This is a genomic window from Vibrio sp. Isolate22 (genome assembly GCF_022398115.1).
GTDB lineage: Bacteria > Pseudomonadota > Gammaproteobacteria > Enterobacterales > Vibrionaceae > Vibrio.
Genome location: NZ_JAKEUW010000037.1, coordinates 16977 through 39838 on the forward strand (window position 1 = coordinate 16977; position 22862 = coordinate 39838).

18 protein-coding genes, 1 pseudogene and 1 other annotated feature are annotated in these 22862 nt (G+C 44.5%); of the genes and pseudogenes, 7 read left to right on the top strand and 12 right to left on the bottom strand.

The window, feature by feature from the left end; all coding sequences use genetic code 11:
* Window positions 1–83 precede the first annotated feature (83 nt).
* A complete protein-coding gene (locus L1D55_RS18320) occupies window positions 84–1571 on the bottom strand; it encodes a carbon starvation protein A (RefSeq protein ID WP_239918390.1) in 1488 nt (495 codons plus the stop codon).
* 333 nt (window positions 1572–1904) lie between these two features.
* Between L1D55_RS18320 and L1D55_RS18325 the strand changes: the two genes are divergently transcribed.
* A complete protein-coding gene (locus tag L1D55_RS18325) occupies window positions 1905–2255 on the top strand; it encodes a DUF2799 domain-containing protein (RefSeq protein ID WP_239918391.1) in 351 nt (116 codons plus the stop codon).
* Window positions 2256–2382: 127 nt separating this feature from the next.
* On the opposite strand, the gene murQ is transcribed toward L1D55_RS18325, so the two are convergent.
* The 4 genes from murQ to L1D55_RS18345 are packed head-to-tail and all read right to left on the bottom strand — an operon-like array spanning window position 2383 to window position 6922.
* Window positions 2383–3303, bottom strand: a complete 921-nt coding sequence (gene murQ / locus L1D55_RS18330) for an N-acetylmuramic acid 6-phosphate etherase (protein WP_239918392.1) — start codon at window positions 3301–3303, stop codon at window positions 2383–2385.
* Window positions 3304–3334: 31 nt separating this feature from the next.
* Window positions 3335–4447, bottom strand: coding sequence for an anhydro-N-acetylmuramic acid kinase (locus tag L1D55_RS18335; protein WP_239918393.1), 1113 nt, complete (start codon window positions 4445–4447; stop codon window positions 3335–3337).
* A 10-nt stretch (window positions 4448–4457) separates the two neighbouring features.
* Window positions 4458–5327, bottom strand: a complete 870-nt coding sequence (locus L1D55_RS18340) for a BadF/BadG/BcrA/BcrD ATPase family protein (RefSeq protein WP_239918394.1) — start codon at window positions 5325–5327, stop codon at window positions 4458–4460.
* Window positions 5324–6922, bottom strand: a complete 1599-nt coding sequence (locus L1D55_RS18345) for a sodium:solute symporter (RefSeq protein WP_239918395.1) — start codon at window positions 6920–6922, stop codon at window positions 5324–5326. The genes L1D55_RS18340 and L1D55_RS18345 overlap by 4 nt, the downstream gene beginning before the upstream one ends.
* Window positions 6923–7161: 239 nt before the next feature.
* Here L1D55_RS18345 and L1D55_RS18350 point away from each other — a divergent pair, with 239 nt between their 5' ends.
* From L1D55_RS18350 to tyrA, 4 genes are all read left to right on the top strand, one after another.
* Window positions 7162–8010 (top strand): MurR/RpiR family transcriptional regulator, encoded by an 849-nt coding sequence (locus tag L1D55_RS18350; RefSeq protein WP_239918396.1) that lies wholly within the window; start codon window positions 7162–7164, stop codon window positions 8008–8010.
* 11 nt (window positions 8011–8021) lie between these two features.
* A complete protein-coding gene (gene nagZ, locus L1D55_RS18355) occupies window positions 8022–9011 on the top strand; it encodes a beta-N-acetylhexosaminidase (protein ID WP_239918397.1) in 990 nt (329 codons plus the stop codon).
* A gap of 246 nt (window positions 9012–9257) precedes the next feature.
* Window positions 9258–10331: a 3-deoxy-7-phosphoheptulonate synthase gene (locus L1D55_RS18360; RefSeq protein ID WP_239918398.1), complete on the top strand. Its 1074-nt coding sequence runs from the start codon at window positions 9258–9260 to the stop codon at window positions 10329–10331.
* Between the two features lie 101 nt (window positions 10332–10432).
* Complete coding sequence (gene tyrA, locus L1D55_RS18365) at window positions 10433–11560, top strand: bifunctional chorismate mutase/prephenate dehydrogenase (RefSeq protein ID WP_239918399.1); 1128 nt, start codon at window positions 10433–10435, stop codon at window positions 11558–11560.
* Between the two features lie 129 nt (window positions 11561–11689).
* Here the strand turns inward: tyrA and L1D55_RS18370 are convergent, their stop codons facing one another.
* The 3 genes from L1D55_RS18370 to ettA all read right to left on the bottom strand — a co-directional run bounded on the left by L1D55_RS18370 (window position 11690) and on the right by ettA (window position 14897).
* The gene (locus L1D55_RS18370; protein ID WP_239918400.1) at window positions 11690–12721 is read right to left on the bottom strand and encodes a M23 family metallopeptidase; all 1032 of its coding nucleotides are present in this window, start codon (window positions 12719–12721) and stop codon (window positions 11690–11692) included.
* A gap of 49 nt (window positions 12722–12770) precedes the next feature.
* Window positions 12771–13139: a PilZ domain-containing protein gene (locus L1D55_RS18375; protein ID WP_239918401.1), complete on the bottom strand. Its 369-nt coding sequence runs from the start codon at window positions 13137–13139 to the stop codon at window positions 12771–12773.
* A 90-nt stretch (window positions 13140–13229) separates the two neighbouring features.
* Window positions 13230–14897, bottom strand: coding sequence for an energy-dependent translational throttle protein EttA (gene ettA / locus L1D55_RS18380; RefSeq protein WP_004739497.1), 1668 nt, complete (start codon window positions 14895–14897; stop codon window positions 13230–13232).
* Window positions 14898–15160: 263 nt separating this feature from the next.
* Between ettA and sltY the strand changes: the two genes are divergently transcribed.
* Window positions 15161–17110: a murein transglycosylase gene (gene sltY / locus L1D55_RS18385; protein WP_239918402.1), complete on the top strand. Its 1950-nt coding sequence runs from the start codon at window positions 15161–15163 to the stop codon at window positions 17108–17110.
* A 170-nt stretch (window positions 17111–17280) separates the two neighbouring features.
* On the top strand, window positions 17281–17574 hold the full coding sequence (gene trpR / locus L1D55_RS18390; protein WP_004739494.1) for a trp operon repressor: 294 nt from the start codon (window positions 17281–17283) through the stop codon (window positions 17572–17574).
* Between the two features lie 126 nt (window positions 17575–17700).
* Here trpR and yjjX read toward each other — a convergent pair whose 3' ends face one another.
* From yjjX to raiA, 4 genes and pseudogenes are all read right to left on the bottom strand, one after another.
* On the bottom strand, window positions 17701–18222 hold the full coding sequence (gene yjjX / locus L1D55_RS18395) for an inosine/xanthosine triphosphatase (protein ID WP_239918403.1): 522 nt from the start codon (window positions 18220–18222) through the stop codon (window positions 17701–17703).
* A pseudogene (locus L1D55_RS18400) lies at window positions 18185–20599 on the bottom strand (GGDEF and EAL domain-containing protein). The gene yjjX and the pseudogene L1D55_RS18400 overlap by 38 nt, the downstream one beginning before the upstream one ends.
* 332 nt (window positions 20600–20931) lie before the next feature.
* Entirely contained in the window at window positions 20932–22107 is a 1176-nt protein-coding gene (gene pheA / locus L1D55_RS18405) for a prephenate dehydratase (protein ID WP_004739491.1), read from the bottom strand.
* Window positions 22108–22119: 12 nt separating this feature from the next.
* Window positions 22120–22241: a sequence feature (Phe leader region), on the bottom strand.
* Between the two features lie 110 nt (window positions 22242–22351).
* Entirely contained in the window at window positions 22352–22687 is a 336-nt protein-coding gene (gene raiA / locus L1D55_RS18410; protein WP_004739490.1) for a ribosome-associated translation inhibitor RaiA, read from the bottom strand.
* Window positions 22688–22862: the final 175 nt, after the last annotated feature.

A 22862-nucleotide genomic window follows, 5' to 3' on the forward strand; every position in this document is an offset into this window, starting at 1 on the left:
AGTGATTGCCGGAACAAGCGAAGTTGTGTTTGGCTGTTCTTGTCTTTCTATGAAGACTGGTCTTTTACAAAGAGTTTAAAGAACTAGGCTGTTTTGGTCTCGCCTTTTGCTTCTTTTTCTTCATCAGCAAGGTCAGTTTCGCCTTTGCCTTTAGAAATCTTGATTACGTAAGCCGCAACACCCAGCGCACTAATCACACCAACGATAGTTGAGACTTGCATAGGTAGGCCGAAACCAAGTTGGCTGTTGTTCAGGATGAATGTGATACATACAGACGTCATGAAGATAGCTGGAACGGTCGTTACCCAGTGTAGTTTGTTGTGACGTAGTAGGTAAGCTGAAGCTGTCCATAACATCATCACTGCTGTTGATTGGTTAGCGAAACCGAAGTAGCGCCAGATGATACCGAAGTCTACTTGAGTCAGGATGCCACCGATAACGAATAGTGGTAGAGCCATCAGTAGGCGGTTACGCAGTGTCTTCTGTTCCATGTTGAAGTATTCAGCAAGGATTAGACGGCTTGAGCGGAATGCTGTGTCACCAGATGTGATTGGTAGGATAACCACGCCTAGGAAAGCAAGGATACCGCCGAATACACCTAGTAGGCCAAATGAAGCGCTGTATACCACGTTACCTGGACCGCCGTTTGCTACCGCTTCAGATAGAGACTCAACTGAACCGAAGAACGATAGTGCAAGTGCACACCAGATAAGAGCGATGATGCCTTCACCAATCATTGCACCGTAGAATACGAAGCGACCGTTCTTCTCGTTTTCCATACAACGCGCCATCAGAGGTGACTGAGTTGCGTGGAAGCCAGAGATTGCACCACAAGCGATAGTGATGAATAGAGCAGGCCATAGCGGTAGATCGTTAGGGTTCATGTTGGTGAACATGTCGCTGATTTCAAAACCACCCATGATTTGGTGTTCATCAGAGAAGCCAATTGCAGTGATTAGGCCTACAGACATGAAGATAAGCAGAGCACCGAACAGTGGGTAGAAGCGACCAATGATTTTATCGACAGGGACAATCGTTGCGATGATGTAGTAAGCAAAGATAACAACAACCATAGTCGTTGCAGACATCGCGAAATCAGTTTGGTCGTTCACTAGGTTAGTGATCATGCCTGCTGGAGCAGAAACGAATACCACACCAACTAGAAGCAGCAGAACAATGGCAAAGATATTCATAAAGTGTTTTGCGCCATTGCCTAGGTAACGTCCAGTGATGGTTGGAACCGAAGCACCACCATTACGGATAGATAACATACCTGAGAAGTAGTCGTGTACTGCACCTGCGAAGATACAACCTAGCACGATCCATAGCATTGCTGCTGGGCCGTATAGGGCACCCATGATAGGGCCGAAGATTGGACCTACACCTGCAATGTTAAGCAGCTGAACTAGGTAAACCTTTGGAGTCGACATTGGAACGTAGTCCACGCCGTCTTGCTTAGTGTGAGCGGGTGTTTGGCGCTTTTCATTGATACCAAAAATCTTCTCGATAAAGGTACCGTAAATAAAGTAGCCACCAATGAGTGCCGCGACACAGGTAAGAAACCACATCATAATTTGTTATCCCTGAATGTATTAATTAAGTCAGGGTGTATATTAGAGGAGTGTATGAAAAGAAACTTCCGCTACTGGAGTGAGTGGTCGAATAGCTAATTAAGTGGTGTTATAACCGGTTTAGTGGTTTGTGACCTTTGTTGAGTGGTGGGGTAGAAGTGTTGAGAAGTATCGTGCTTCTGTTAAGTGGTCGATGGTGAGCATTAAACGGCGCGTAATAAAGATCAACGGTAGATAACAGAGATGAGTGGACATCAGCCCCCGTTCAGCGGAGAATTACTAACAGAGGCAAAGCTTCATTTAGAAGTGGCTAGGGAAATATAAAGGATTGAAATGAAAAAGATAATAGCACTATTCGCCGTAGCATTTAGCCTTGCAGGATGCAGCGCCAATGTTCAAGACTTAGCGGCAGAAGGTAACTGGCAAGAGATTGGTTACCGCGATGGTATTAAAGGTAACACTCAACGCTCATATTCAGAGATGGCAGAACTGGGCGCCGTTGACCAAGCAAGCTACAACGAAGGTTACCTAATCGGTGTGACTGAATATTGTAACCCGAACCACGCTTATCAGATTGGCTTATCAGGTCAGGTCTATGAAGGTGTTTGTTCTGGTACCGAAGATGCTCAGCGTTTCCGAATGGAATGGCAACGTGGGTGGGATGAGTTCTCCAACGACCACTAACTTCGCTCGTGATTAGTCACATCTCGTAAGCGGAACCATCAAGCTTAAATTGAAAAAAAAACCAGTACCTTATGCGTACTGGTTTTTTGTATCACGCTTTCATAAGCATCGAAGATTAATCCGACATTTATTGATTATTCTCGACCGCTTTTCTTAAAAAGCCGTTCTGCTGGTCGAGTTGAGCCTTAGCCGCTTGCAAATCAAGTCCAGTCAGAATCATCAAGATCGCAAGTTTAACGTCATAATCGGTAGTTTTAAGTTTCGACACTGCCAACGCTTTATCACATTCGGTTGCTTGAATAACGATACGAGCAGCGCGGGCAACCAGTTTTTCGTTGGTCGCTTTTACGTCGACCATCAGGTTCTGGTAGCTCTTACCAATGCGAATCATGCTTGCGGTGGTCAGCATATTCAGTACCAGTTTTTGCGCGGTACCAGATTTCAGCCTTGTTGACCCTGTTAAGGCTTCTGGGCCAACAACTGGGCTTATCGCGATCTGAGCAATATCAGCAATTGGCGAATCTGGATTACAAGAAAGAGCAACCGTCACCGCACCGATTTGATTGGCGTAGTTGAGTGCGCCAATCACGTAAGGTGTACGTCCGCTTGCCGCAATACCAACCACAACATCCTTTTCTGAAAATTGAATCGCTTTCAGATCATCGATACCTAACGTCAGTGAATCTTCAGCCCCTTCTTTTGCTTTCAAAATAGCTTCTGGTCCGCCGGCGATAAGGCCGATAACCATTTTGTCAGAAACGCCAAATGTAGGCGGGCACTCTGAGGCATCTAATACGCCCAATCGACCACTGGTGCCCGCACCCATGTAAATCAGTCGTCCACCGTTTTGAAAGGCGTGAGCTATTTTATCAACGGCTTTAGCAATTTGTGGTAGTTCAGCTTCGATCGCCAGTGGGACTTGTTTGTCTTGTTGGTTAATCTTTTCGACCACTTCAAGTGAAGTGAGTAGATCAATATCCATAGTGTCAGGGTTTCTCCCCTCCGAAACGAGGTGCGAGAGCGCTGATATGAGAGCGTCGTTACTCATAATGATCCTTAAATGATGATTCTAAAATGGTTTAGTTAGCACTATATAGAACGCCTAGAGAGGCAGCTCTGCTTGCACCAGTCACTTCTGGTAAATTACTCGGTAGTTGATGAACATGACGCTGAGCAAGCCAAGCAAAAGCCATGGCTTCCATATAGTCAGCATCTACACCTTTGCTGGTGGTTGAGGCAACCTCCCAGCTTGGTAAAAGCTCAGACAGCCTCTTCATCAATAGTGGATTTCTAACCCCACCACCACATACATACAATGCTGGTGCGTTGCCTAAGCGGTAAGCCTCGACCTCATTGGCTATCGTCAAAGCCGTGTATTCGCAAAGCGTTCGTTGGACATCTTGTGCTGAGATGCCATCAAATCCTGTTAATTGTTGCTCTAACCAAGGCTGGTTGAACAGCTCTCTACCGGTACTTTTCGGTGGTGTTAGAGATAAATAAGGTTCTTCCAATAGTTGTTTTAATAAGGCTTGATTGACTTGACCTTGAAGTGCGAACTGAGCGTCGCGGTCAAATTTTTCACCCGTGTGCTTATCTACCCAACCGTCCATCAGCATATTGCCAGGGCCAGTATCATAACCAAGTGTTGGTTGATTCGGGCGCAGTACCGAAATATTCGATATGCCACCAATGTTCAGCACCACAACTGAGCTTTCTTTCGGTTGAAAAATAGTATGGTGGAAAGCGGGGACCAGTGGTGCACCTTGTCCGCCAAGCGCCATGTCTTTACGTCTAAAATCAGCGACGGTTTGAATCTCGGTTTTAGCGGCAATAATGTTGGCATCGCCTAACTGCATGGTAAAGGGAGAGTCGCCTGTTGGTTGGTGGAATACCGTTTGACCATGATTGCCAATTGCAGTGATAGCAGATGCTGGAGTTTCTGACTTGGCGAGAAGCTGTAGAACAGCATCGGCAAATAGGTGGCCAAGCTGGTGGTCGAGCTCACCAATGGCAATCAAGTCAGTTTGCTGACCGATACATACATTAAGCAGGCGTGTTTTGAGTTCCTTTGGCATTGGAAACTCATCATGAGCAAGCAGTGTGATCTGGTTGTCTTCTATCGACACCAGTGCCGTATCAACGCCGTCCATGCTCGTGCCTGACATCACGCCAATGTATAACTCTGACTTCATGGTCATTTCCTTAATTAAGCGGGCAAAGCTTTTGATGTGCGATGATTTCTGCGCCATCTAAAGCATTACCTTGAACCTCTAAGCTGCGATCTTGTAGCGCTTGTGGCAGTTTGTCACGATAGAAAGAGCCTAAGCTGCCTAAGAACATGATCGGTAGTGAGTTGTTGTCTGAGCATGTTCGTGTAAGCAGTTCAATTTCTTGAATACCTTGCTCAACGATGTTTTTTGCCGTCGGACAACACGGTTCTAACTCGACAAGCTCCTTTGCAAGTTGAGCATAATCGGTTGCGTTGGCTGAGCGAGTCCATTTTAGAATCGCACTGCGGACATTGCCTGTTTTCTTCATGACCAGTTGACTCGTTAACGAGCAACGTTGAGCGTCAAACTCGACAAGTGCTTCCTGAACCGCTTTAAAACCAAGCCAAGCGCCGCCACCTTGATCGCCAATGGGGAAACCCCAACCGCCAAATTGATGAGTCACGTATTGGTTGTCTAATTGAATCGCAACCGAGCCTGTGCCAATAGCAATACAGTTTACGCCTTCTCCTCTATTTGCACCAACGACCGAGGCTTCAGCATCGGTCGTCACATACAGGTTTGGGAAATGGGACAGTGCCAGTTGTAACTTCGCTTTTAGTTGAGCATTACCTGCGCCAGCAACACCGACCACAATATAACACTGTTTCGGATTTATCTGATTCACACTCAGCATTTCTTCAATGTAATGAGTCAGTTGAGTGATGGCTGTTTCACCGTATAGGGTCAATGACGTAGCGGCTAAAGTACGCTCTTTAATTACGCTCGGCGTTGGTGAAATTCGCTTGAGTCTCATGGCTGTTTTTGTGCCGCCACCATCGACGGCTAGAGTATGGGTAATCATTGGCTAACCGTTTGTAGTTTATTTGCTTCTTGAGGCTGTTTCTTGCCTGAAAGACATACGATTAATGAGACAAAGGTGCCCACACACAGTTGATATGGGAAGGCCAATCGAACGCCCACCCAATTCGTATTAATCATACCCATTACGCTATCCCAAACATAAGCTTGCATCAGTAACGTAGTTAGGAAGCCGGCCACAAGCGCTAACGCTACAGATGTTTCATTGCCACGCTCGGTGAAAATCGCTGTGAAGTAGACTCCCAATAAACCTGTGTAAGCAAACACCATTACACTCAAAGCGAACGACAATAATGGCATGTCGGTGTATTGTTGCCAGTAGTAACACAAGATACCCATGCTACCTAAGGCTAGCGCAGCGGCGGCCATACCGAAGCGGCCCGCTTTTACATAATGGAAGTCATCTTGTTCGCCTTTACGAGCTTCTAACCATGGTTTGTAGATATCTTGAATCGCAACAGAAGACATTGAATTTAAGCCAGAGTTTAGTGTTGAAAGTGCAGCGGCAACCACACCAACGGTCACCAAGCCTCGAAGACCTGCCGGCATTTCATTGAGCACGTAGTACATGAAAATCGTCACGTTCTCACCATTAAAACTCTGCACGACATCTTTTCCTTCGACGCCCATTAGGTCTGGTCGTTGATAGAAAACATACAGAAGTAGGCCAATCGACATGAAAACCAACACAACAGGGATAGAAAAGATGATTGAGTTGATCATCGCCTTAGAGCCTTGCTTGGCATCTTTACAGGTTAGAACTCGCTGGGTCATGTCTTGATCAAGACCAAACGCACCAATGTTCAGGAGTACAAATCCAGTAATACATGCCCAGAAGCTGAAAGTACCAGCAGGCGTTAAATCAAGAGTGAAATCGAGTAAGGTCAGCTTCGAAGATTGACCTTCACCAGGGTTGGCAAGCACTTGTGCTATTTGGCTGAAATCTGCCGGGATCTGACCTAGTAAGTAGATAATGACTGCAATAGCCGCACCGACGTACACCACAAGTTGGATAAGATCACTCCAGATAACCGAGCGGATACCACCCATGTAGGTGTAAGCGAGACCAACGGTGACCAAAATCACCACGGAAGTGATGACGCTGCTTGGGGCAATATTGGTAAATAGAATCATAGATACTGCGATAGCCGCCATATATAGACGAGCACCAGAAGCAAACACACGACCAACCAAATACATCACACCGGCACGCTGCTTGGTTTTCTCGCCAAAACGTACTTTCAGTAGCTCGTATACTGTTGACACTTTGTTTTGATAAAAGCGAGGAATCAGAATCAGTGCGACAAAAATAGCACCCAAAATACCGCCAATATTAGTCGCTAGGTAAGTGAGGTCGCCACGGTAGCTCGATTCTGGTCCGCCTAAAAACGTCGCTGCTGATTGTGAGGTTGCGAGTACCGAGATAGCCACCACCCACATTGGCATTGAGTTACCACCTAAAAAATAGTCCTTGGTACTCGTGATTTTGGTTCGGCTGAAATGCCAACCTGTGAAGGCGATAACAACGAAGTAAATCGCAAATACCGCCCAATCCAGCGAAGTAAATAGTGAATTCATAGCAGCTCCATAGCATGAATAGATGAGAAGGTGTTTATTATTATTTTTTCAGAATGACAGTTTGAATAATGAGTTTCAAAACCTATTCCTTGGTGGAATAGTGACCAGAGGTTTTCTTTGATGATGCTCCCAGAAGGTGGTGTGAGCTATTCCAAATAAGAAGGCGGAAAGGAATAATTATTCCAATGGAAAGGCAAAACTCGTTATGATGATGACAGTTGAAAGAGGAGAGGATTCGAGTGAAAGGCATTGCGAAAGTAAAAGCGTTATTACCAAAGCTTTCTCCATCGGATTCGCTGGTGGCACGATATGTATTGGATCACCCGCAGCAGGTTAAGCAGCTCTCTTCCCCTGAATTAGCGAAAGCGGTAGGTGTGAGCCAGTCAACGATCGTCAAGTTTAGTCAGAAGATCGGTTATAAAGGCTTTTCTGAAATGAAGGTGAAACTCTATCAGAGTGATATGAGTTATCAGCCTGTATCTCAGCGAGGCATACACGGCACCATCACTAGAAAAGATTCGCCAGATACCGTGATGGAAAAACTTCTTGCAAGCAAAACACAATCGCTTGAACGTACCGTGTTATTAAATGAGGGCGAACAGCTGAGTAATGCCGCTGACTTACTGCACCTTGCTAATAAAATCCAAATTTCAGGTGTTGGGGCATCATCTCTAGTCGCGAAAGATTTCGCTTATAAACTGATGAAAATCGGTCATGCGGTTCATGCTGAGCCAGATGCTCATATTCAGATTGCCAACGCGGCATCGCTTACTGAAAATGATGTGTTGGTAGCCATTTCCTATTCAGGAAAAACCAGAGAAGTCGTGAAAGTGGCTCAGTTAGCGAGATCGAAGAAGGCCAAGGTGATTGTGATTAGTCAGTTATCTCCCTCGGTTTTGGACAAATATGCTGATATCAAACTCATTTCGGCGGCTGACGAGAATCATATTCGTAGTTCCTCTATCACAGCGCGTGATAGCCAACTTTATATTACTGACTTGTTGTTCATTGCGTTAACTCAGCAAGAAGAGCAAGCCGACCAATTAATCGAACAAAGTAAATCTGCGGTAGCGGAATTTAAGCAATAGAAGGACATATTATGGGACCGTTGTGGGTTGATGTTGCAGGCTACGAACTGACTGCGGAAGACAAAGAAATTTTAGAGCACCCAACCGTTGGTGGTCTCATTTTATTTGCTAGAAACTACCACGATAGCAAGCAGCTATCGGCACTGAACAAAGAGATTCGTAAAGCGGCTAAGCGTCCTATTTTAATTGGTGTTGACCAAGAAGGTGGACGAGTACAGCGTTTCCGTGATGGTTTTTCTATTATCCCTGCCGCTCAAGAGTTCGCGACTCATAACAATGGTGAACAATTAGCAGAACAAGCAGGTTGGTTGATGGCGGCTGAGCTGATTGCTCACGATATCGATCTAAGTTTTGCACCAGTATTAGATAAAGGTCATCAATGCAAGGCTATTGGTAACCGAGCATTTGGTGAGGATATCGATACCATCGTTCGTCATAGCAGTGCATTCATCAAAGGCATGAAGTCAGTTGGTATGGCGACAACTGGAAAGCACTTCCCTGGTCATGGTGGTGTGATAGCCGATTCGCACCTTGAAACCCCTTACGACCCTCGAGACGATATTTTTGAAACCGATATGGCGATCTTTAAGGCGCAAATTGAGGCGGGAATATTAGATGCGATGATGCCTGCACACGTGGTCTTCTCTCATTATGATGACCAACCAGCAAGTGGTTCTCAATATTGGTTACAGAAAGTATTGAGACAAAAACTGGGCTTTAAAGGCCTGATCTTCTCTGATGATTTAACGATGGAAGGCGCTGCGATCATGGGCGGACCTGCTGACAGAGCAAAAGCAGCTTTGAATGCGGGCTGTGACATGGTGTTGATGTGTAATAAACGAGATGCACAAATTGAGGCTCTTGATCACTTAGCGATTCAAGAGGTGCCTTTAGCCAACTCATTGCTTAAAAAACACAGCTTTGATTTGCCGACTCTTCACTCTGATACCCGATGGAAAGAGGCTTCAGAGCAGATTAAGCGAATGCTAAACGATGAGTGATAAATAAACACTCTACAAATTTAAAGAAGGCGATATGAGAAATATCGCCTTTTTTGTTTGTATTGACTGTGGTTTAAGTCAGTAATCTAATCAAAACGACTTAAAACTTATGTGTAAAATTAAATTTACACTAAATGTTTTTTATTGTTTACGCTTGCAATCGTTTTTGTAGCTGTTATTGTGTTTTTAAAGATTGTTAACCCAAATGGAAATGTTGGGTGTAAAAGTAAATATACAGGTTGAGTTATGCAGAAAAGTGAATTAAGCAATGTCAATATTATCGACGAACAGGTACTGATTACTCCTGAGGAGTTAAAAGCAAAACTGCCTTTGAGTGATAATGCTCGTCGTTTCATTCAAGAGTCTCGTCAAACTATCGCAAACATCATCCATAAGAAAGATCATCGCATGCTGGTTGTATGTGGTCCGTGTTCTATCCATGATGTTGAAGCGGCAAAAGAGTACGCGAAACGCCTAAAAGCTTTATCTGAGCAACTTAGCGATCAACTGTATATTGTTATGCGTGTTTACTTTGAAAAGCCTCGTACTACGGTGGGCTGGAAAGGTTTAATCAACGACCCTCATCTAGATGGTACTTTCGAGATTGAGCATGGTTTGCATGTAGGTCGTGAGCTACTGGTTGAACTTGCTGAGATGGAAATTCCACTGGCAACAGAAGCGCTAGACCCAATCAGCCCGCAGTACCTAGCAGATACATTCAGCTGGGCAGCGATCGGCGCACGTACAACTGAATCACAAACGCACCGTGAAATGGCAAGTGGCCTTTCAATGCCAATCGGCTTTAAGAATGGTACCGATGGCAACCTAGGCACAGCAATCAATGCGATGCAGGCGGCTTCTTCTAGCCACCGTTTCATGGGTATCAGCCGTGAAGGTCAAGTTGCACTACTAACCACGCAAGGCAACCCAAATGGTCATGTTATTTTACGTGGTGGTAAGCAAACGAACTACGATTCAGTATCCGTACACGAATGTGAGCAAGAGCTTGGTAAGTCTGGTTTAGAAGCGGCACTGATGGTTGACTGTAGCCATGCAAACTCTCGCAAAGATTTCCGTCGCCAGCCTCTGGTTGCTGAAGATGTGATTCACCAAATTCGTGAAGGTAACAAGTCGATCATCGGCCTTATGATTGAAAGCCATATCAACGAAGGAAACCAATCTTCTGATATACCTCTCAATGAGATGAAATACGGCGTTTCAATTACCGACGCGTGTATCAATTGGGACACAACTGAGGCACTATTGAAACATGCACATACGGAACTAGTCCCGTTCTTAGAGAACCGTTTGAAAGGTTAGTCAGAGTTTAAAAGTTAAGTGCCTCATCTAATGGGGCATTTTAAGATCTGTTGCTAACGAAATCGGCGTTGGTACGGGCTTATAGATTAGTAAGGAATAAAATGGCCGTTGAACTGAACGAATTACGCGACCAAATTGATGCTGTCGATAAACAAATGCTGGATTTACTGGCTCAGCGACTTGCTCTCGTTGAGAAAGTTGGTGAAGTGAAAAGTGAACATGGATTACCTATTTATGTGCCGGAGCGTGAAGCGGCAATGTTGGCGTCTCGTCGTCAAGAAGCAGAAAAAATAGGGGTTCCACCACAGCTCATCGAAGATATTTTGCGTCGAACTATGCGTGAATCTTATGCCAGCGAAAAAGACTCTGGTTTTAAGTGTCTCAACCCAGAATTGCGTTCAGTGGTTATCGTTGGTGGTAATGGTCAGCTTGGTGGCTTATTTGGCCGCATGTTTAAGCTTTCTGGCTATGAAGTGAAAGTCCTTGGTAGCCAAGATTGGGATAGAGCCGATGAAATCCTAGATAACGCAGGTCTTGTGGTTGTTACCGTTCCAATTCACTTAACGGAAGGTGTGATTGCGAAACTTGGTAATCTGCCAAGTGATTGTATCCTTTGTGATTTAACATCGATTAAATCAAAACCGCTGCAAGCAATGATGAACATGCACCAAGGTCCTGTTGTTGGTCTACACCCTATGTTTGGCCCAGATGTACCAAGCCTAGCGAAGCAGGTAATTGTTTACAGTGATGGGCGTGGTTCTGAAAGCTACCAATGGCTACTAGAGCAATTTAGTATCTGGGGTGCGAGCCTATGCCAGATGGATGCTGCTGAGCACGACCACGGCATGACTCTAATTCAAGCACTTCGCCACTTTACCTCTTTTGCTTACGGCCTACACCTAAGCAAAGAGAACCCGAACATCGACCAACTTCTGAAGCTTAGCTCTCCAATCTATCGTCTAGAGATTGCGATGGTTGGCCGTCTGTTTGCTCAAGACCCGAATTTGTACGGTGACATCATCCTATCTTCAGATGAGAACATTGAGATGATTCGTCGCTTCCACCGTTGCTTTGGTGAAGCACTCGAGATTTTAGATGGAAAAGATAAAGCCAAGTTCGTTGAGAGTTTTAACCAGGTGAGTGACTGGTTTGGTGACTACTCACAGCAATTCTTGCAAGAGAGTCAAAGCCTGTTAAAACAAGCACATGACTCGATTCATCGTGGCTAATCGCGGTTTAAAGATATAAAAAAGAGCGACTATTTGGTCGCTCTTTTTGTTTGTGTTGAATGCTCGTAATGCATTTGGCCTATGGTAGGAAAAGTGCTTTTGGATCATCATGGGCCAAACGAACACGCCCTAATTAGTCGCGATAGGCGCTTTGTTATTCTCGCTCGATACTCGGTTATCTTCGCTGGATACCGTATCGATCGTTGAGCTGATGTAAGGTACGTTAGTTAGGTTGATCTGCAAGCGAACCACGTTATCTATAAGTTGAACCAGCGGGCCCCACTTCACCTTTTTCTCTTTCTCAAACACGTAATTGAAGTTTTCTGGTGTCCAATCCATCAAGTATTGAGGGTTCAATGAGCGGCCAAGGAAGCGTACTTCATAATGCAGGTGTGGGCCGGTTGAGTTACCTGAGTTGCCACAGCTCGCAATCACATCACCTTTACTGACAAACTGACCGCTGCGAACTTTGAATTTTTGCAGATGCGCGTAAGAGCTCATGAAGCCAAATGAATGGCGCATAGTGATAAAATTACCGAAGCCTTTCTTGCTTGGACGAACCGTTTCAATCACACCATCTGCAGGCGCTAAGATATCTTCGCCGCGCTTACAAGTAAGGTCGATACCAGTATGGTTGTGGCGTTTGCCGGTAATTGGGTTAGTACGGCGACCGTAAGAAGACGAGATACGTTGATAAGCCATCGGACTATCATTAGGAATTAAGCGGAACATGGTTGCTCTAACTGCAGAATCGACGGCTGCAGCATCAATGCGGTCTTCTAGTGAAACTTCATCGGTGTGTAATTCTTCATCAGCTAGGCCAAGAACGGACTCCACATCGAATACACGCTTACCGAGTAACTGAATCGTACCCTCTTTCTCAGTTAATGCTTGAGATAGGTTATGGTTGGTTTCAACTTGTTCCGCGTATAAAAACTCGGTCTGTTCTTTTTCAACAATCAGAGTTTCAATTAACTCTTGTGCATCACCGGCTTGTGCAGCCAGCTTGTTTTTACTCTCAAGGTGCATGTAGGTCGCGCCACCAATCAGAATTGGTACTGAGAGCAGGGAGGTCATGCATAAGAGTACGGCTTTTCGACCGAAGTAAAACGTCTGTTCCCCTTGGCTTGAGGGAATAGTAATGGAAACTTTTTTAGACATGGTTCTGTATTAACTAAATGCTTCTAATAGAAAAAGGGTAATGGAGGCACTATTCCTTGCCTAAGTCGGTAAGGTGTTCAATCTCTCTATAAAGCAGTTCATCGTCACCAACGTTAAGCTTAACAAGGCGCTTAAGGTGGCTGATACTATCAATATCTAAATGCTCTATGCGTAAACGCATTGAGGTATTGATGGTAGAGACTATCGTTGCTTCTAATTGAATATTGATATCGCTGTTGGCCAGCTTAAAGCTAACGTGAACAGGACTATCTTGGCTGAATCGTTGTAATTCATCGCATTGAATGAGTAAACCATGGAGAGACAAGTCTTGCACTGAGCCTGATGCATTTATGTGTTCTTGTGATATTTCAGTCGGAACTTGATAAATAACTCGTGAAAATTGACGTCTTTCAATCATAAGTATTCTCTCTATATCGATACGTAATACGTAAGCCAGATATATCAAAGGCCGCTATTATCGCGGCCTTTGTTCAAAATACAAGCTTATTTACTTAGCAATACGTTTGTACTTGATGCGGTGTGGTTCCGCCGCTTGTGCGCCCAGAGTCTTCTTCAGCCACTCTGTGTACTCAGTATAGTTACCTTCGTAGAAGTTAACTTGACCTTCATCACGGTAGTCTAAGATATGGGTCGCAATACGGTCTAGGAACCAACGGTCGTGCGAGATAACCATTGCACATCCAGGGAACTCAAGCAGTGCTTCTTCAAGAGCACGTAGCGTTTCAACGTCTAGGTCGTTGGTCGGCTCATCGAGTAGCAGTACGTTACCGCCCGCTTTTAGTAGCTTAGCTAAGTGAACACGGTTACGTTCACCACCAGAAAGCTCACCGATGATCTTCTGTTGGTCATTGCCTTTGAAGTTGAAACGAGAACAGTATGCACGTGCTGGGATTTCAAAGTTGTTGATCTTAATGATATCAGCGCCTTCAGAGATCTCTTGGAATACTGTCTTAGTGTCGTCCATGCTGTCACGGAACTGATCAACAGAAGCAAGCTTAACTGTTTCACCCAGTTCAACCGTACCTGAGTCTGGTTGCTCTGCGCCGCTTAGCATCTTGAATAGTGTTGATTTACCCGCACCGTTGGCACCTACGATACCCACGATTGCACCCTTAGGCATGCTGAACGATAGGTCATCGATAAGAACGCGATCACCGTATGACTTGGTTAGGTTCTTAACTTCAAGAACTTTGTCACCTAGGCGCTCACCTGGCGGGATGAACAGTTCGTTGGTTTCGTTACGCTTCTGGTATTGGCCAGTCGTCAGTTCTTCAAAACGAGCCATACGTGCTTTAGATTTAGCTTGACGACCTTTAGGGTTTTGACGAACCCACTCAAGTTCTTTTTCGATAGTCTTTTGACGTGCGCTTTCGCCAGCTTTCTCTTGCTTTAGACGCTCATCTTTTTGCTCTAGCCAAGACGTGTAGTTACCTTGCCATGGGATACCTTCACCACGGTCAAGCTCTAGAATCCAACCAGCAGCGTTATCTAGGAAGTAACGGTCGTGGGTAATCGCCACAACAGTACCGCTGTAGTCCACAAGGAAGTGCTCAAGCCATGCAACTGATTCTGCATCCAGGTGGTTCGTTGGTTCGTCAAGAAGCAGCATGTCTGGCTTCTCTAGAAGTAGACGACAGATAGCAACACGACGACGCTCACCACCAGAAAGGTGTTCAATCTTAGCGTCCCACTCAGGAAGACGAAGTGCGTCTGCAGCGCGCTCTAGAGCAGCTTCTAGGTTGTGACCGTCTTTTGCTTGGATAAGCGCTTCCAGTTCGCCTTGCTCTTTTGCTAGCGCATCGAAATCTGCATCTGGTTCTGCATAAGCCGCGTAAACTGCGTCTATACGTTTAAGTGCGTCAGCAACATCAGAAACCGCTTCTTCTACGATTTCGCGAACCGTTTTTGATTCGTCTAGTACTGGCTCTTGAGGTAGGTAACCTACGTTAAGGCCTTGTTGTGCACGAGCTTCGCCATCGATATCAGTATCAATACCAGCCATGATACGTAGTAGGGTAGATTTACCTGAACCATTTAGACCCAAAACACCGATTTTAGCGCCAGGAAAAAAGCTAAGAGAAATGTCTTTAAGAATTTGACGCTTAGGTGGAACAGTTTTGCTCACCCGAGACATGGTATATACGTATTCAGCCATTGCCGATCGATCCTAATTATTGTTCAAAATTGTTAGCTATTTTATACCAATATCCCTAAAGATGTTACTCCTAGGAAAGAAAAGCCATTCTTGAACGAATCCTTACTTACTATTGTCACATTGGTTATTAAAACTATATTTAATATGCTTCTTAGATGAAGTGTTAAATATTAATAATATTTACACTCAATTCCTTTACATTTTATGTGATGTCGGGCGTAAATAGATTTCACGTATTCATACACGCACTAAGGAAAGAGCGAATGTTTTTCCGAATTGGTAATACGAAGGTTGCTGTGGCTGCATCGGCAATCTTGTCTTCAGTTTCACTGGCTCCAATGGCTATGGCTAGCAATGCCTCAGAGTTAGAAATGCAGCGTGATATTTATGATAGAGCGCAAGAGGTTTTAGACAACCGTGATCTAAAAGCTTATTCAGCACTGCGCAGCAAAATTCAAACATACCCTCTCACGCCTTACACCGATTATCGAGCTTTCCTTATTGGCTTAGGTGATCGCACTCCGGCGGAAGTGGATGCGTTTATTGAAGAGAACAAAGCACTGCCATTTTCTAATCGTATGCGAGCACCATATCTAGATGTGCTGGCTTCTAGAAAACAGTGGCAAACCATCCTCGAATTTCAGACCAAAGAGCCAGTGGGTGAAAAGTACCAATGCATCTATTACCGCGCGAACTATGAGCAAGGTAATCAAGAGCTGGCTTTTAAAGGGGCGAAGCAACTTTGGTTGAGCGGCGAGGGTGTTGATGACGCTTGCGACCCGTTATTTAAGAGTTGGGATCAAGCTGGCTTAAGAACCGATGAGCTGATTTTAGAGCGTATGCTGTTAGCGTTTGAAGGGCGTAACGGTAAGCTGATGACCTATCTGATCAAGCAATTGGATCATGATGAGTCAATTGCTCAAGCTAAGCAGATGAAGGCGTTATATAACAAGCCTGAAAATGTGCTCACATTCGCTAAGAAGCATCCAGCCAATGAGTTTTATCAAGCTCAAACGGAGTTTGCTTTTAAGAAACTCGCAAGAAAATCGGCTAGCAGTGCCCAAGAAGTATTCGATGAGGTCATCAAGGCTCAGAAGTTTTCTGAAGAGAAATCTCAAGAGCTCGCTGATTACCTGACTTTCCGTTTAATCAATACCGATTCTGAAGAGTTGATGGAGTGGCGAGACGAGATGTTGGCGAGTTCGTCGAAACAAGTCTTACTCGAACGTCGTGCCCGTTTGGCTATTCAGCATGCCGATTGGACTGGATTGAAAGAGTGGATTGCCCGCCTAGACGACAAGCACCAAGCGTCATTGCGTTGGCAATACTGGTTAGGCAGGGCTGAAATAGCAACAGGTGATACTGAAAAGGGTAACCAACGTCTGTCTGATATTTTAGGTCAGCGTAATTTCTACAGTGTTGCGGCGGCAAAGCAGTTAGGTAAACCGATTCAATATCCAACCTCTACGTTGAAATACAACCCAGAAACAGTGAAGCCTTTTGGTACTTCACTGACTCGTATCGATGAACTCATCACTCGCGATAAAATTGCCGCAGCCAAAAGTGAATGGCGCTGGCTACTGACCAATGCTGATAAAGAGCAAAAAGAGATGCTGGCCGCTTACGCTGCGACACAGCGTTGGAATCACTTCACTGTCATTGCCAGTATTTCCGCGAAAATGTGGGATAACATTGCATTGCGTTTCCCGGTCGCCCATAAGTGGTGGTTTAACTTCTACGCAGAGAAGCATGATATTGACCCAATCACCCTGATGTCTCTAGCAAGACAAGAGAGTGCGATGGATTCTGAAGCTCGTTCTCCAGTTGGTGCTCGTGGTGTTATGCAAATTATGCCAAAGACAGCGCAATACACAGCGAACAAGCATAAGATTAAGTACAAGGGTAGCGATGACCTTTACGATGTCGGCAAGAATATCGAAATTGGTAGCCACTACTTAGATGGCTTGCTTTCTCAATATGACAACAACCGTATCTTTGCTTTTGCTGCTTATAATGCAGGTCCAAGCCGTGTGAAACAATGGCGTTCTCGTAGTGATGAAAAGCTTGATGCCTTTGCTTTTATTGAGATGATTCCGTTCAAAGAGACACGCGGCTACGTTCAGAACATCTTGATGTTTGAGACTTACTATCGAGATATCTTGGGGGAGCAGGGTGAGTTTTTGGCTCCCCATGAGGTGAAAACTAAATACTAGAGGCCGATAAGACCTGAAACTGAGTGACAATCGAAGGCAGTGAGTGCGAACCATTTCCGCTTACTGCCTTTTTACATTGGATCACATCCAGTATTTCGGTATAAAGTGGTAAACGCTTTCAATCGATAAGCGACTCTTTAAAGTCTGAATTTAAAAGTAAGTGTAGAGATATGGCATCACAACCTGAATATGATAACTGGCAACAACTCATGGATTTAGTTAAGACAGCGGTTGAGAAAGATCAGCATGAACTGTTGTTGACCATGATGATGACGCCCGATGAGCGAGATGCTCTGGTTGCTCGAATTAATATTTTTTGTGAGCTAATGAAAGGTGAAATGTCTCAAAGACAAGTCAGCCAAATGTTGGGAGTCGGCGTGGCAACCATCACCAGAGGCTCGAACGAGCTCAAGGCAAAATCAGAACAAGAGAAAGCGGTTATTGCCGATCTACTGCTTAAGTAATACTGGGCTGAAGCTATCACTGAATAGTGAGAGTGCGAATTGAAAAAACGCTAACGGATAGTTAGCGTTTTTTAGTTTCTAGAGCTTACAATCGAGCTGCTAGAGAGCTTGAGAAGCATTCATTGGTTAAGCTGGGAAATGTTCAGGGTTCACAAATGGGATCAGCGCTAAGATTAACGCTTGGTGATAGACCGAGCTACGTGAAAGCTGGTTATGTGTCAGTAAACCAATTGCTCCACCTTTTTGTTTGATATTGTCAGTACCAAACACTTCATCCATCACATCCCCAAGTTCGTTAGCGTGTTCTAGCTTTTCAAGAACGGCTGGTGGCAACATCAGGCTTGCCGAGCGAGACTCTCCACGTTGACCATTTGATTCAATCACCATCCAAGCAAACGTGACACCGCCTTCGATTCCCGCTTCTAACCCGACATAGAAATCCGCATTAAGTTGCTGTTGTGTCGCATTGTGCACACGGTTCACTGCACCTTGATAGGTTTCATCATTACTCATAGGCTGATCGGCAACACCACTTGGCACACTTACACCCGTGAACTCAAACTCGGTGTTGGGAAATGCAGAGACAAAAGCACTTTTGACAGCATTGATCTTAGCGGGGTTTAGCGAGGCGATGATGACAGATTTCATGTGTTCGATTCTTATAGTCGGTTGATTCAGTTGGTACGTGTTAATCGTTCTGTTGGTGTTTAAATCGCTGTTGGTGTTCGTGATACCAATCATTTAGCTCATTAAGAGGCATAGGTTTACCAAAGTAGAAGCCTTGCAGCATGTCGCAATGCGCGTCTTGTAGCCATTGGTGCATCTCTTTGGTTTCGATACCTTCAGCAGTCACGGTTTTACCTTGAGCGTGACACAGTCCGATCACGGGTTTAACTATGTTCTGATTATCTGTTTCGATCAAGGCTTCCAAGAAACCTTTATCCAATTTGATTTTTTGCGTCGGGTACTCAACCAATTGAGTTATGGATGTATAGCCCGAACCAAAATCATCAATAGCTAATCGGTAGCCCATTCGAGCGAGTTCGTTGAGTAGCGGAAAGCCATGCGAATTTGAATAGAAGGTCTCGGTGATTTCAAAATCAATCAAGCTTGGTGGAATGCCATTAATCTTGGCATGTTGCTCAATGAAATCTGCGAGGTGCGTAGTCTCTATCCCGGCCGAAGATAGGTTGATGGACAGCTGAATTGAGTGATCAAATTGAGCCTGAAGCTGATGGAAAGAAGCAAAGGCATTCTCGATAACCCAGCGATCGACGAGTTCGAACAGCCCTGTTTGCTCAGCAATTGGAATAAACTCATTGGGAGCTACTGTACCAAGCTGTTCTGACTCCCAACGTAGCAGAACTTCAACTCCAATTACGTGGTGCCCTGCAGCATCCATATATGGCATGTAAACGAGTTTAAACTCTTCATCAAAGTTCTGATCTCTCAGAGCTCGCTCAATATTGGCTTGACGTTGAATGGTTTTATCCAAGTCTAACGAGTAATCCGCGAACTGGTTCTTACCAGCATGTTTCGCTTGGTACATGGCGGTGTCAGCGTTTGAGAGTAGCTTTTCGATGGTATGCCCATCATTTGGATAGGTCGCGATACCAATACTCACTGTGATTGGAAAGCTTCCTGAGTCGGTGATAAACCCTTTTTGCAGCGGAGCGAGTAATTTTTCCGAGAGCTGATGCGCAATATTGTCGGCATTCGCTGGGGCATTGATATAGATAACAAACTCATCGCCCGACAAGCGCGCAGGCATGCAGTGAGCGTTGTCTCTTTCTTGATATTCACTACAGAGCTTTGTGATGCGCTCAGCAAAGGAGACGAGAATCGAGTCCCCAATTTGGTGTCCGTATTTGTCGTTCACAAACTTGAAGTTGTCTAAGTCGAGATAGAGCACCCAGGTATTGGTTTTCGAGTCAGGGGCTGGAAGAGATTGCTGAACAAACGACTGAAATTGCAGTCGGTTGGGGATCTGGGTCAGTTGGTCATTCTCTGCCAACACTTTGGTTTGTTGGTAGGTATTGTCGAGCTCTTGATACATGTCGTAAAAGCGTTGTGATAAGCGGCCTAATTCATCATTTGTACCTAAGCGTTCAATGTTCTTTCTTTGCTTTTTTTCGACCTGTTGCAGCTGCTTATCCAAACGTGTGATTGGATTGATTACACAGCGAGATAAAAGCATGAGCAATAAGCCCATACTGACAAAAGCAGAAAGAGCAAACGACACGCTGAGCTCATTCCAGATGGATTTGAGTTTGTTGTCCAACAAAAAATGAGCGGGATCGAGTGTTGCGTAAAATTCAGGCCCTAGTTTTACTGATTGAGTTAAGCCATTTCCTAGGGATATCGGCTCATCGGTAAAGAAAAGGCTGGTTTGATAGTCAAACTCTATCTGTTTTCGTAGTGAATTAAACTTATCGAGAGAAACAGATACGACGAGAAAAAACACATCGTTGAGTTGTTCGCTTATCGGAGCGGAAACGCTCTTTTTATCGAGTACTTCATAGTGAACAAGCACACCTTCACCTTGTGAGTTTTGGATGTAGTCAGTACCCGAAGTTGCTCGTTTTTCTTGATATTGATGTTCAACGAACTCTAAGACTTTAGGATCCATCCCTGCAAAGGGATCTCGGCTATTTTCGGCGTAATAGCTGACGGTGCGATCACTGTCTAGCAGAGCAAGTCCGGTAAAGCTGTAGTCGCCATCTTGCAATAACTTAACGGTTTCGTGCAGGTCATCGATGAGTGCGAGCTCTTGGCTAGGGTTCTCTTCAGCCAAGAAGAAGCGTTTAATCATGTCACTTTTAGTGAGCGCGTAAGAATAGCTGTTCAGAAACGAACGTGACTGGCGAAAGTGTCCGGCCAGTTTTTCCATGCTTAATTGCAGAGCGTTGTCTTCGCGTTTGATGAAGCTGTTTTTTTGAGTTGAGTAGATGATATAGCTGGAAGCCGCAGTACTGATCAGTATTACGGGGGCAATCAGAAGTAATATTTTCGTATTTAGCTTCATGGCTATTCACAACATGGTTTATAAATTTGAGCGCGTAAGTTTATGTTACTTGGAGTGAGCTCGCTATTAATTACACGTTGTACGGTGCTTTCCTGTGAAGGCGGTAAGGTTTTGTCTTTATTGATAAAAAAGCCACTAATGAGTTTTCTATTAGAAAAGCGTAGGGCTACTTAAAGGGGAGGTGGCGTAGAGCGATAAACCAGTGATTAGAGGCTAGGAAATGCCAAAGAGAGCGTTGTTACTAAATGATATGTGTACTTATTGGTGATTTAAGTATTTGGCCTACCATAGGCCAAATACTTATATTGGCTGAAAGCGTTATTCGTTCTCGGCTACGACAGCTTAACCTGAGTCGCTTTGATGTTTTCGCTTGGGTAGCAACCAAGGACTTTTAAGTGGCGAGTAATGGCCGTCAGCTCGGTGATCGCTTGCTGCATATTATCCGAGTCTAGGTGTGCTTCTAAGTCTACATAGAACATCTCTTCCCAAGGGTTACCCATAATCGGACGAGACTCTAGCTTAGTCATGTTGATACCTAAGCGTTGCAGAATCAGTAGTGTCTCTACTAATGAACCAGCCTCTTGTGAAGTCGACATAATTAGTGTCGTCTTCGCTGGAATTTGTGTTGATACTTCAACTGGCTTGCGTGCTACCACGATGAAACGCGTGTGGTTCTCTGTCTGATTTGCAATGTTACCTTGGATTGGCTGAAGCCCGTAAAGCTTACCGCTCGATGCGTTACCAATCGCCGCGACATCATCACCGTCCAGATCTTTCACCTTTTTCATGGCGTCAGCTGTGCTGGCACAAGATTCAAGGGTGACATCTTTAAGTCGGCTCAAGAACTCACTGCATTGTTGATGAGGTTGTGGGTGAGAATAGAGGGTTTTGATGTCTTCTAAACGGATATCATTTTTAGCAACTAGGCAGTGCTCAATTGGTTGAGATAGCTCACCTACGATATAAAGCGTCGTGTGTTGAAGCAGGTCGTACACTTCGTTAATAGAACCTGAGCTGGTGTTCTCAATCGGCAATACACCGTAATCTGCATGTCCAGACTCTACTGTTGAGGCAACCTCTTTGAAATGGCTACAGTTTAGCTCAATCAACTCCATATTCTTGCGGCTGAAGTATTCGCGGCTTGCAAGGTGCGAGTAAGAGCCTTTAGAACCCAGGAACGCCACACGAGCCAAAGGTTTACGGCTTTGTGGATTTGCGAGGTTTTGTAAGTATGACTGTTGCAGGAGAACTGAATCTTCAATGATGGTGTGAAACAGCTTAGTAATGTACTGAGCGTCCAGTTCGTATTTGTCTTTACCGTTGTTAATCAGTTTAACTAACAGTTGTTGTTCTCTTACTGCATCACGAACTGGTTTTGATGTCTCTACCTTGCTTTTAGCCACTTCGATACTTAGCTTGCGACGTTCTGAAAGTAGCTTCAGTAGTTCGTCATCTAAATCATTAAGACGAAGGCGGATATCATCCAGTGAAATTGAGCGGTCAGTCATAAATGTGTCCTTATAAAAAAGCCTCCCTAGTTTGGGAGGCTTTTTGTTCGTTTTTGACTTGTTTTTCTAAAACGACTTAGCCTCCGGTTTACGGAAGAAAAAAGAAGTCAAAAATAAACAAAGATTGAGTTTGCATAAAAAGTGATTGTTTTATGAATGTTTAAACACAATAAGCAAGCGAGCTACGAGCGTCAAGCAAAAAAATAGCGCCCTGAGGCGCTATTTTTTAATCTGTTATCTTTCCTTATTCTACTTCAGCTTCTAGCTCTTCGATTTCAGGCTTTTCAGCGCGGCGCGCTTCTGGTTTATGGCGTAGCTTGTTGAGTTGACGCTCTAGTTTTTGTTCTACTTCGTTGATAGCCACGTAGAGGTCGTCATGGATTGATGAAGCTACAAGTTGTCCTTTTGGTACAGTGATTACCGCTTCAAATTTCTTCTTCTTGTTTGGCTCTTCACTAAAGCTCGCTTGGCAACCAATGATGTCTACTTGCCATTTATCCAGCTTTTTAAATTTGCTTTCTATGTGATCACGGATTGCAGAGGTAATGTCGATGTTTTTACCAGTGATGTTCATTTTCATAGAAGTTTTCCTCTGTTGTATCCCTCATGGGTTAACTTCAGATTACGACTTTTGGAAATTGGTAATGTGATCTAGATCTTGTTTTGGTTGGGTGGAATGAGCATTAAAATCAAATGTGATCTTACGCAAGTCTTGATATCTTTTTGGCGAAAAATGCTTGTTATCCTTATGAAAA

Coding starts and splice junctions, on each gene's coding strand:
- L1D55_RS18375 (WP_239918401.1), bottom strand. CDS start 13,139: ATGATTGAAAGACGTCAATTTTCACGAGTTATTTATCAAGTTCCGACT.
- trpR (WP_004739494.1), top strand. CDS start 17,281: ATGGCATCACAACCTGAATATGATAACTGGCAACAACTCATGGATTTA.
- pheA (WP_004739491.1), bottom strand. CDS start 22,107: ATGACTGACCGCTCAATTTCACTGGATGATATCCGCCTTCGTCTTAAT.
- L1D55_RS18335 (WP_239918393.1), bottom strand. CDS start 4,447: ATGAAGTCAGAGTTATACATTGGCGTGATGTCAGGCACGAGCATGGAC.
- ettA (WP_004739497.1), bottom strand. CDS start 14,897: ATGGCTGAATACGTATATACCATGTCTCGGGTGAGCAAAACTGTTCCA.
- nagZ (WP_239918397.1), top strand. CDS start 8,022: ATGGGACCGTTGTGGGTTGATGTTGCAGGCTACGAACTGACTGCGGAA.
- L1D55_RS18345 (WP_239918395.1), bottom strand. CDS start 6,922: ATGAATTCACTATTTACTTCGCTGGATTGGGCGGTATTTGCGATTTAC.
- L1D55_RS18320 (WP_239918390.1), bottom strand. CDS start 1,571: ATGATGTGGTTTCTTACCTGTGTCGCGGCACTCATTGGTGGCTACTTT.
- sltY (WP_239918402.1), top strand. CDS start 15,161: ATGTTTTTCCGAATTGGTAATACGAAGGTTGCTGTGGCTGCATCGGCA.
- murQ (WP_239918392.1), bottom strand. CDS start 3,303: ATGAGTAACGACGCTCTCATATCAGCGCTCTCGCACCTCGTTTCGGAG.
- L1D55_RS18360 (WP_239918398.1), top strand. CDS start 9,258: ATGCAGAAAAGTGAATTAAGCAATGTCAATATTATCGACGAACAGGTA.
- tyrA (WP_239918399.1), top strand. CDS start 10,433: ATGGCCGTTGAACTGAACGAATTACGCGACCAAATTGATGCTGTCGAT.
- L1D55_RS18370 (WP_239918400.1), bottom strand. CDS start 12,721: ATGTCTAAAAAAGTTTCCATTACTATTCCCTCAAGCCAAGGGGAACAG.
- L1D55_RS18340 (WP_239918394.1), bottom strand. CDS start 5,327: ATGATTACCCATACTCTAGCCGTCGATGGTGGCGGCACAAAAACAGCC.
- raiA (WP_004739490.1), bottom strand. CDS start 22,687: ATGAAAATGAACATCACTGGTAAAAACATCGACATTACCTCTGCAATC.
- L1D55_RS18325 (WP_239918391.1), top strand. CDS start 1,905: ATGAAAAAGATAATAGCACTATTCGCCGTAGCATTTAGCCTTGCAGGA.
- yjjX (WP_239918403.1), bottom strand. CDS start 18,222: ATGAAATCTGTCATCATCGCCTCGCTAAACCCCGCTAAGATCAATGCT.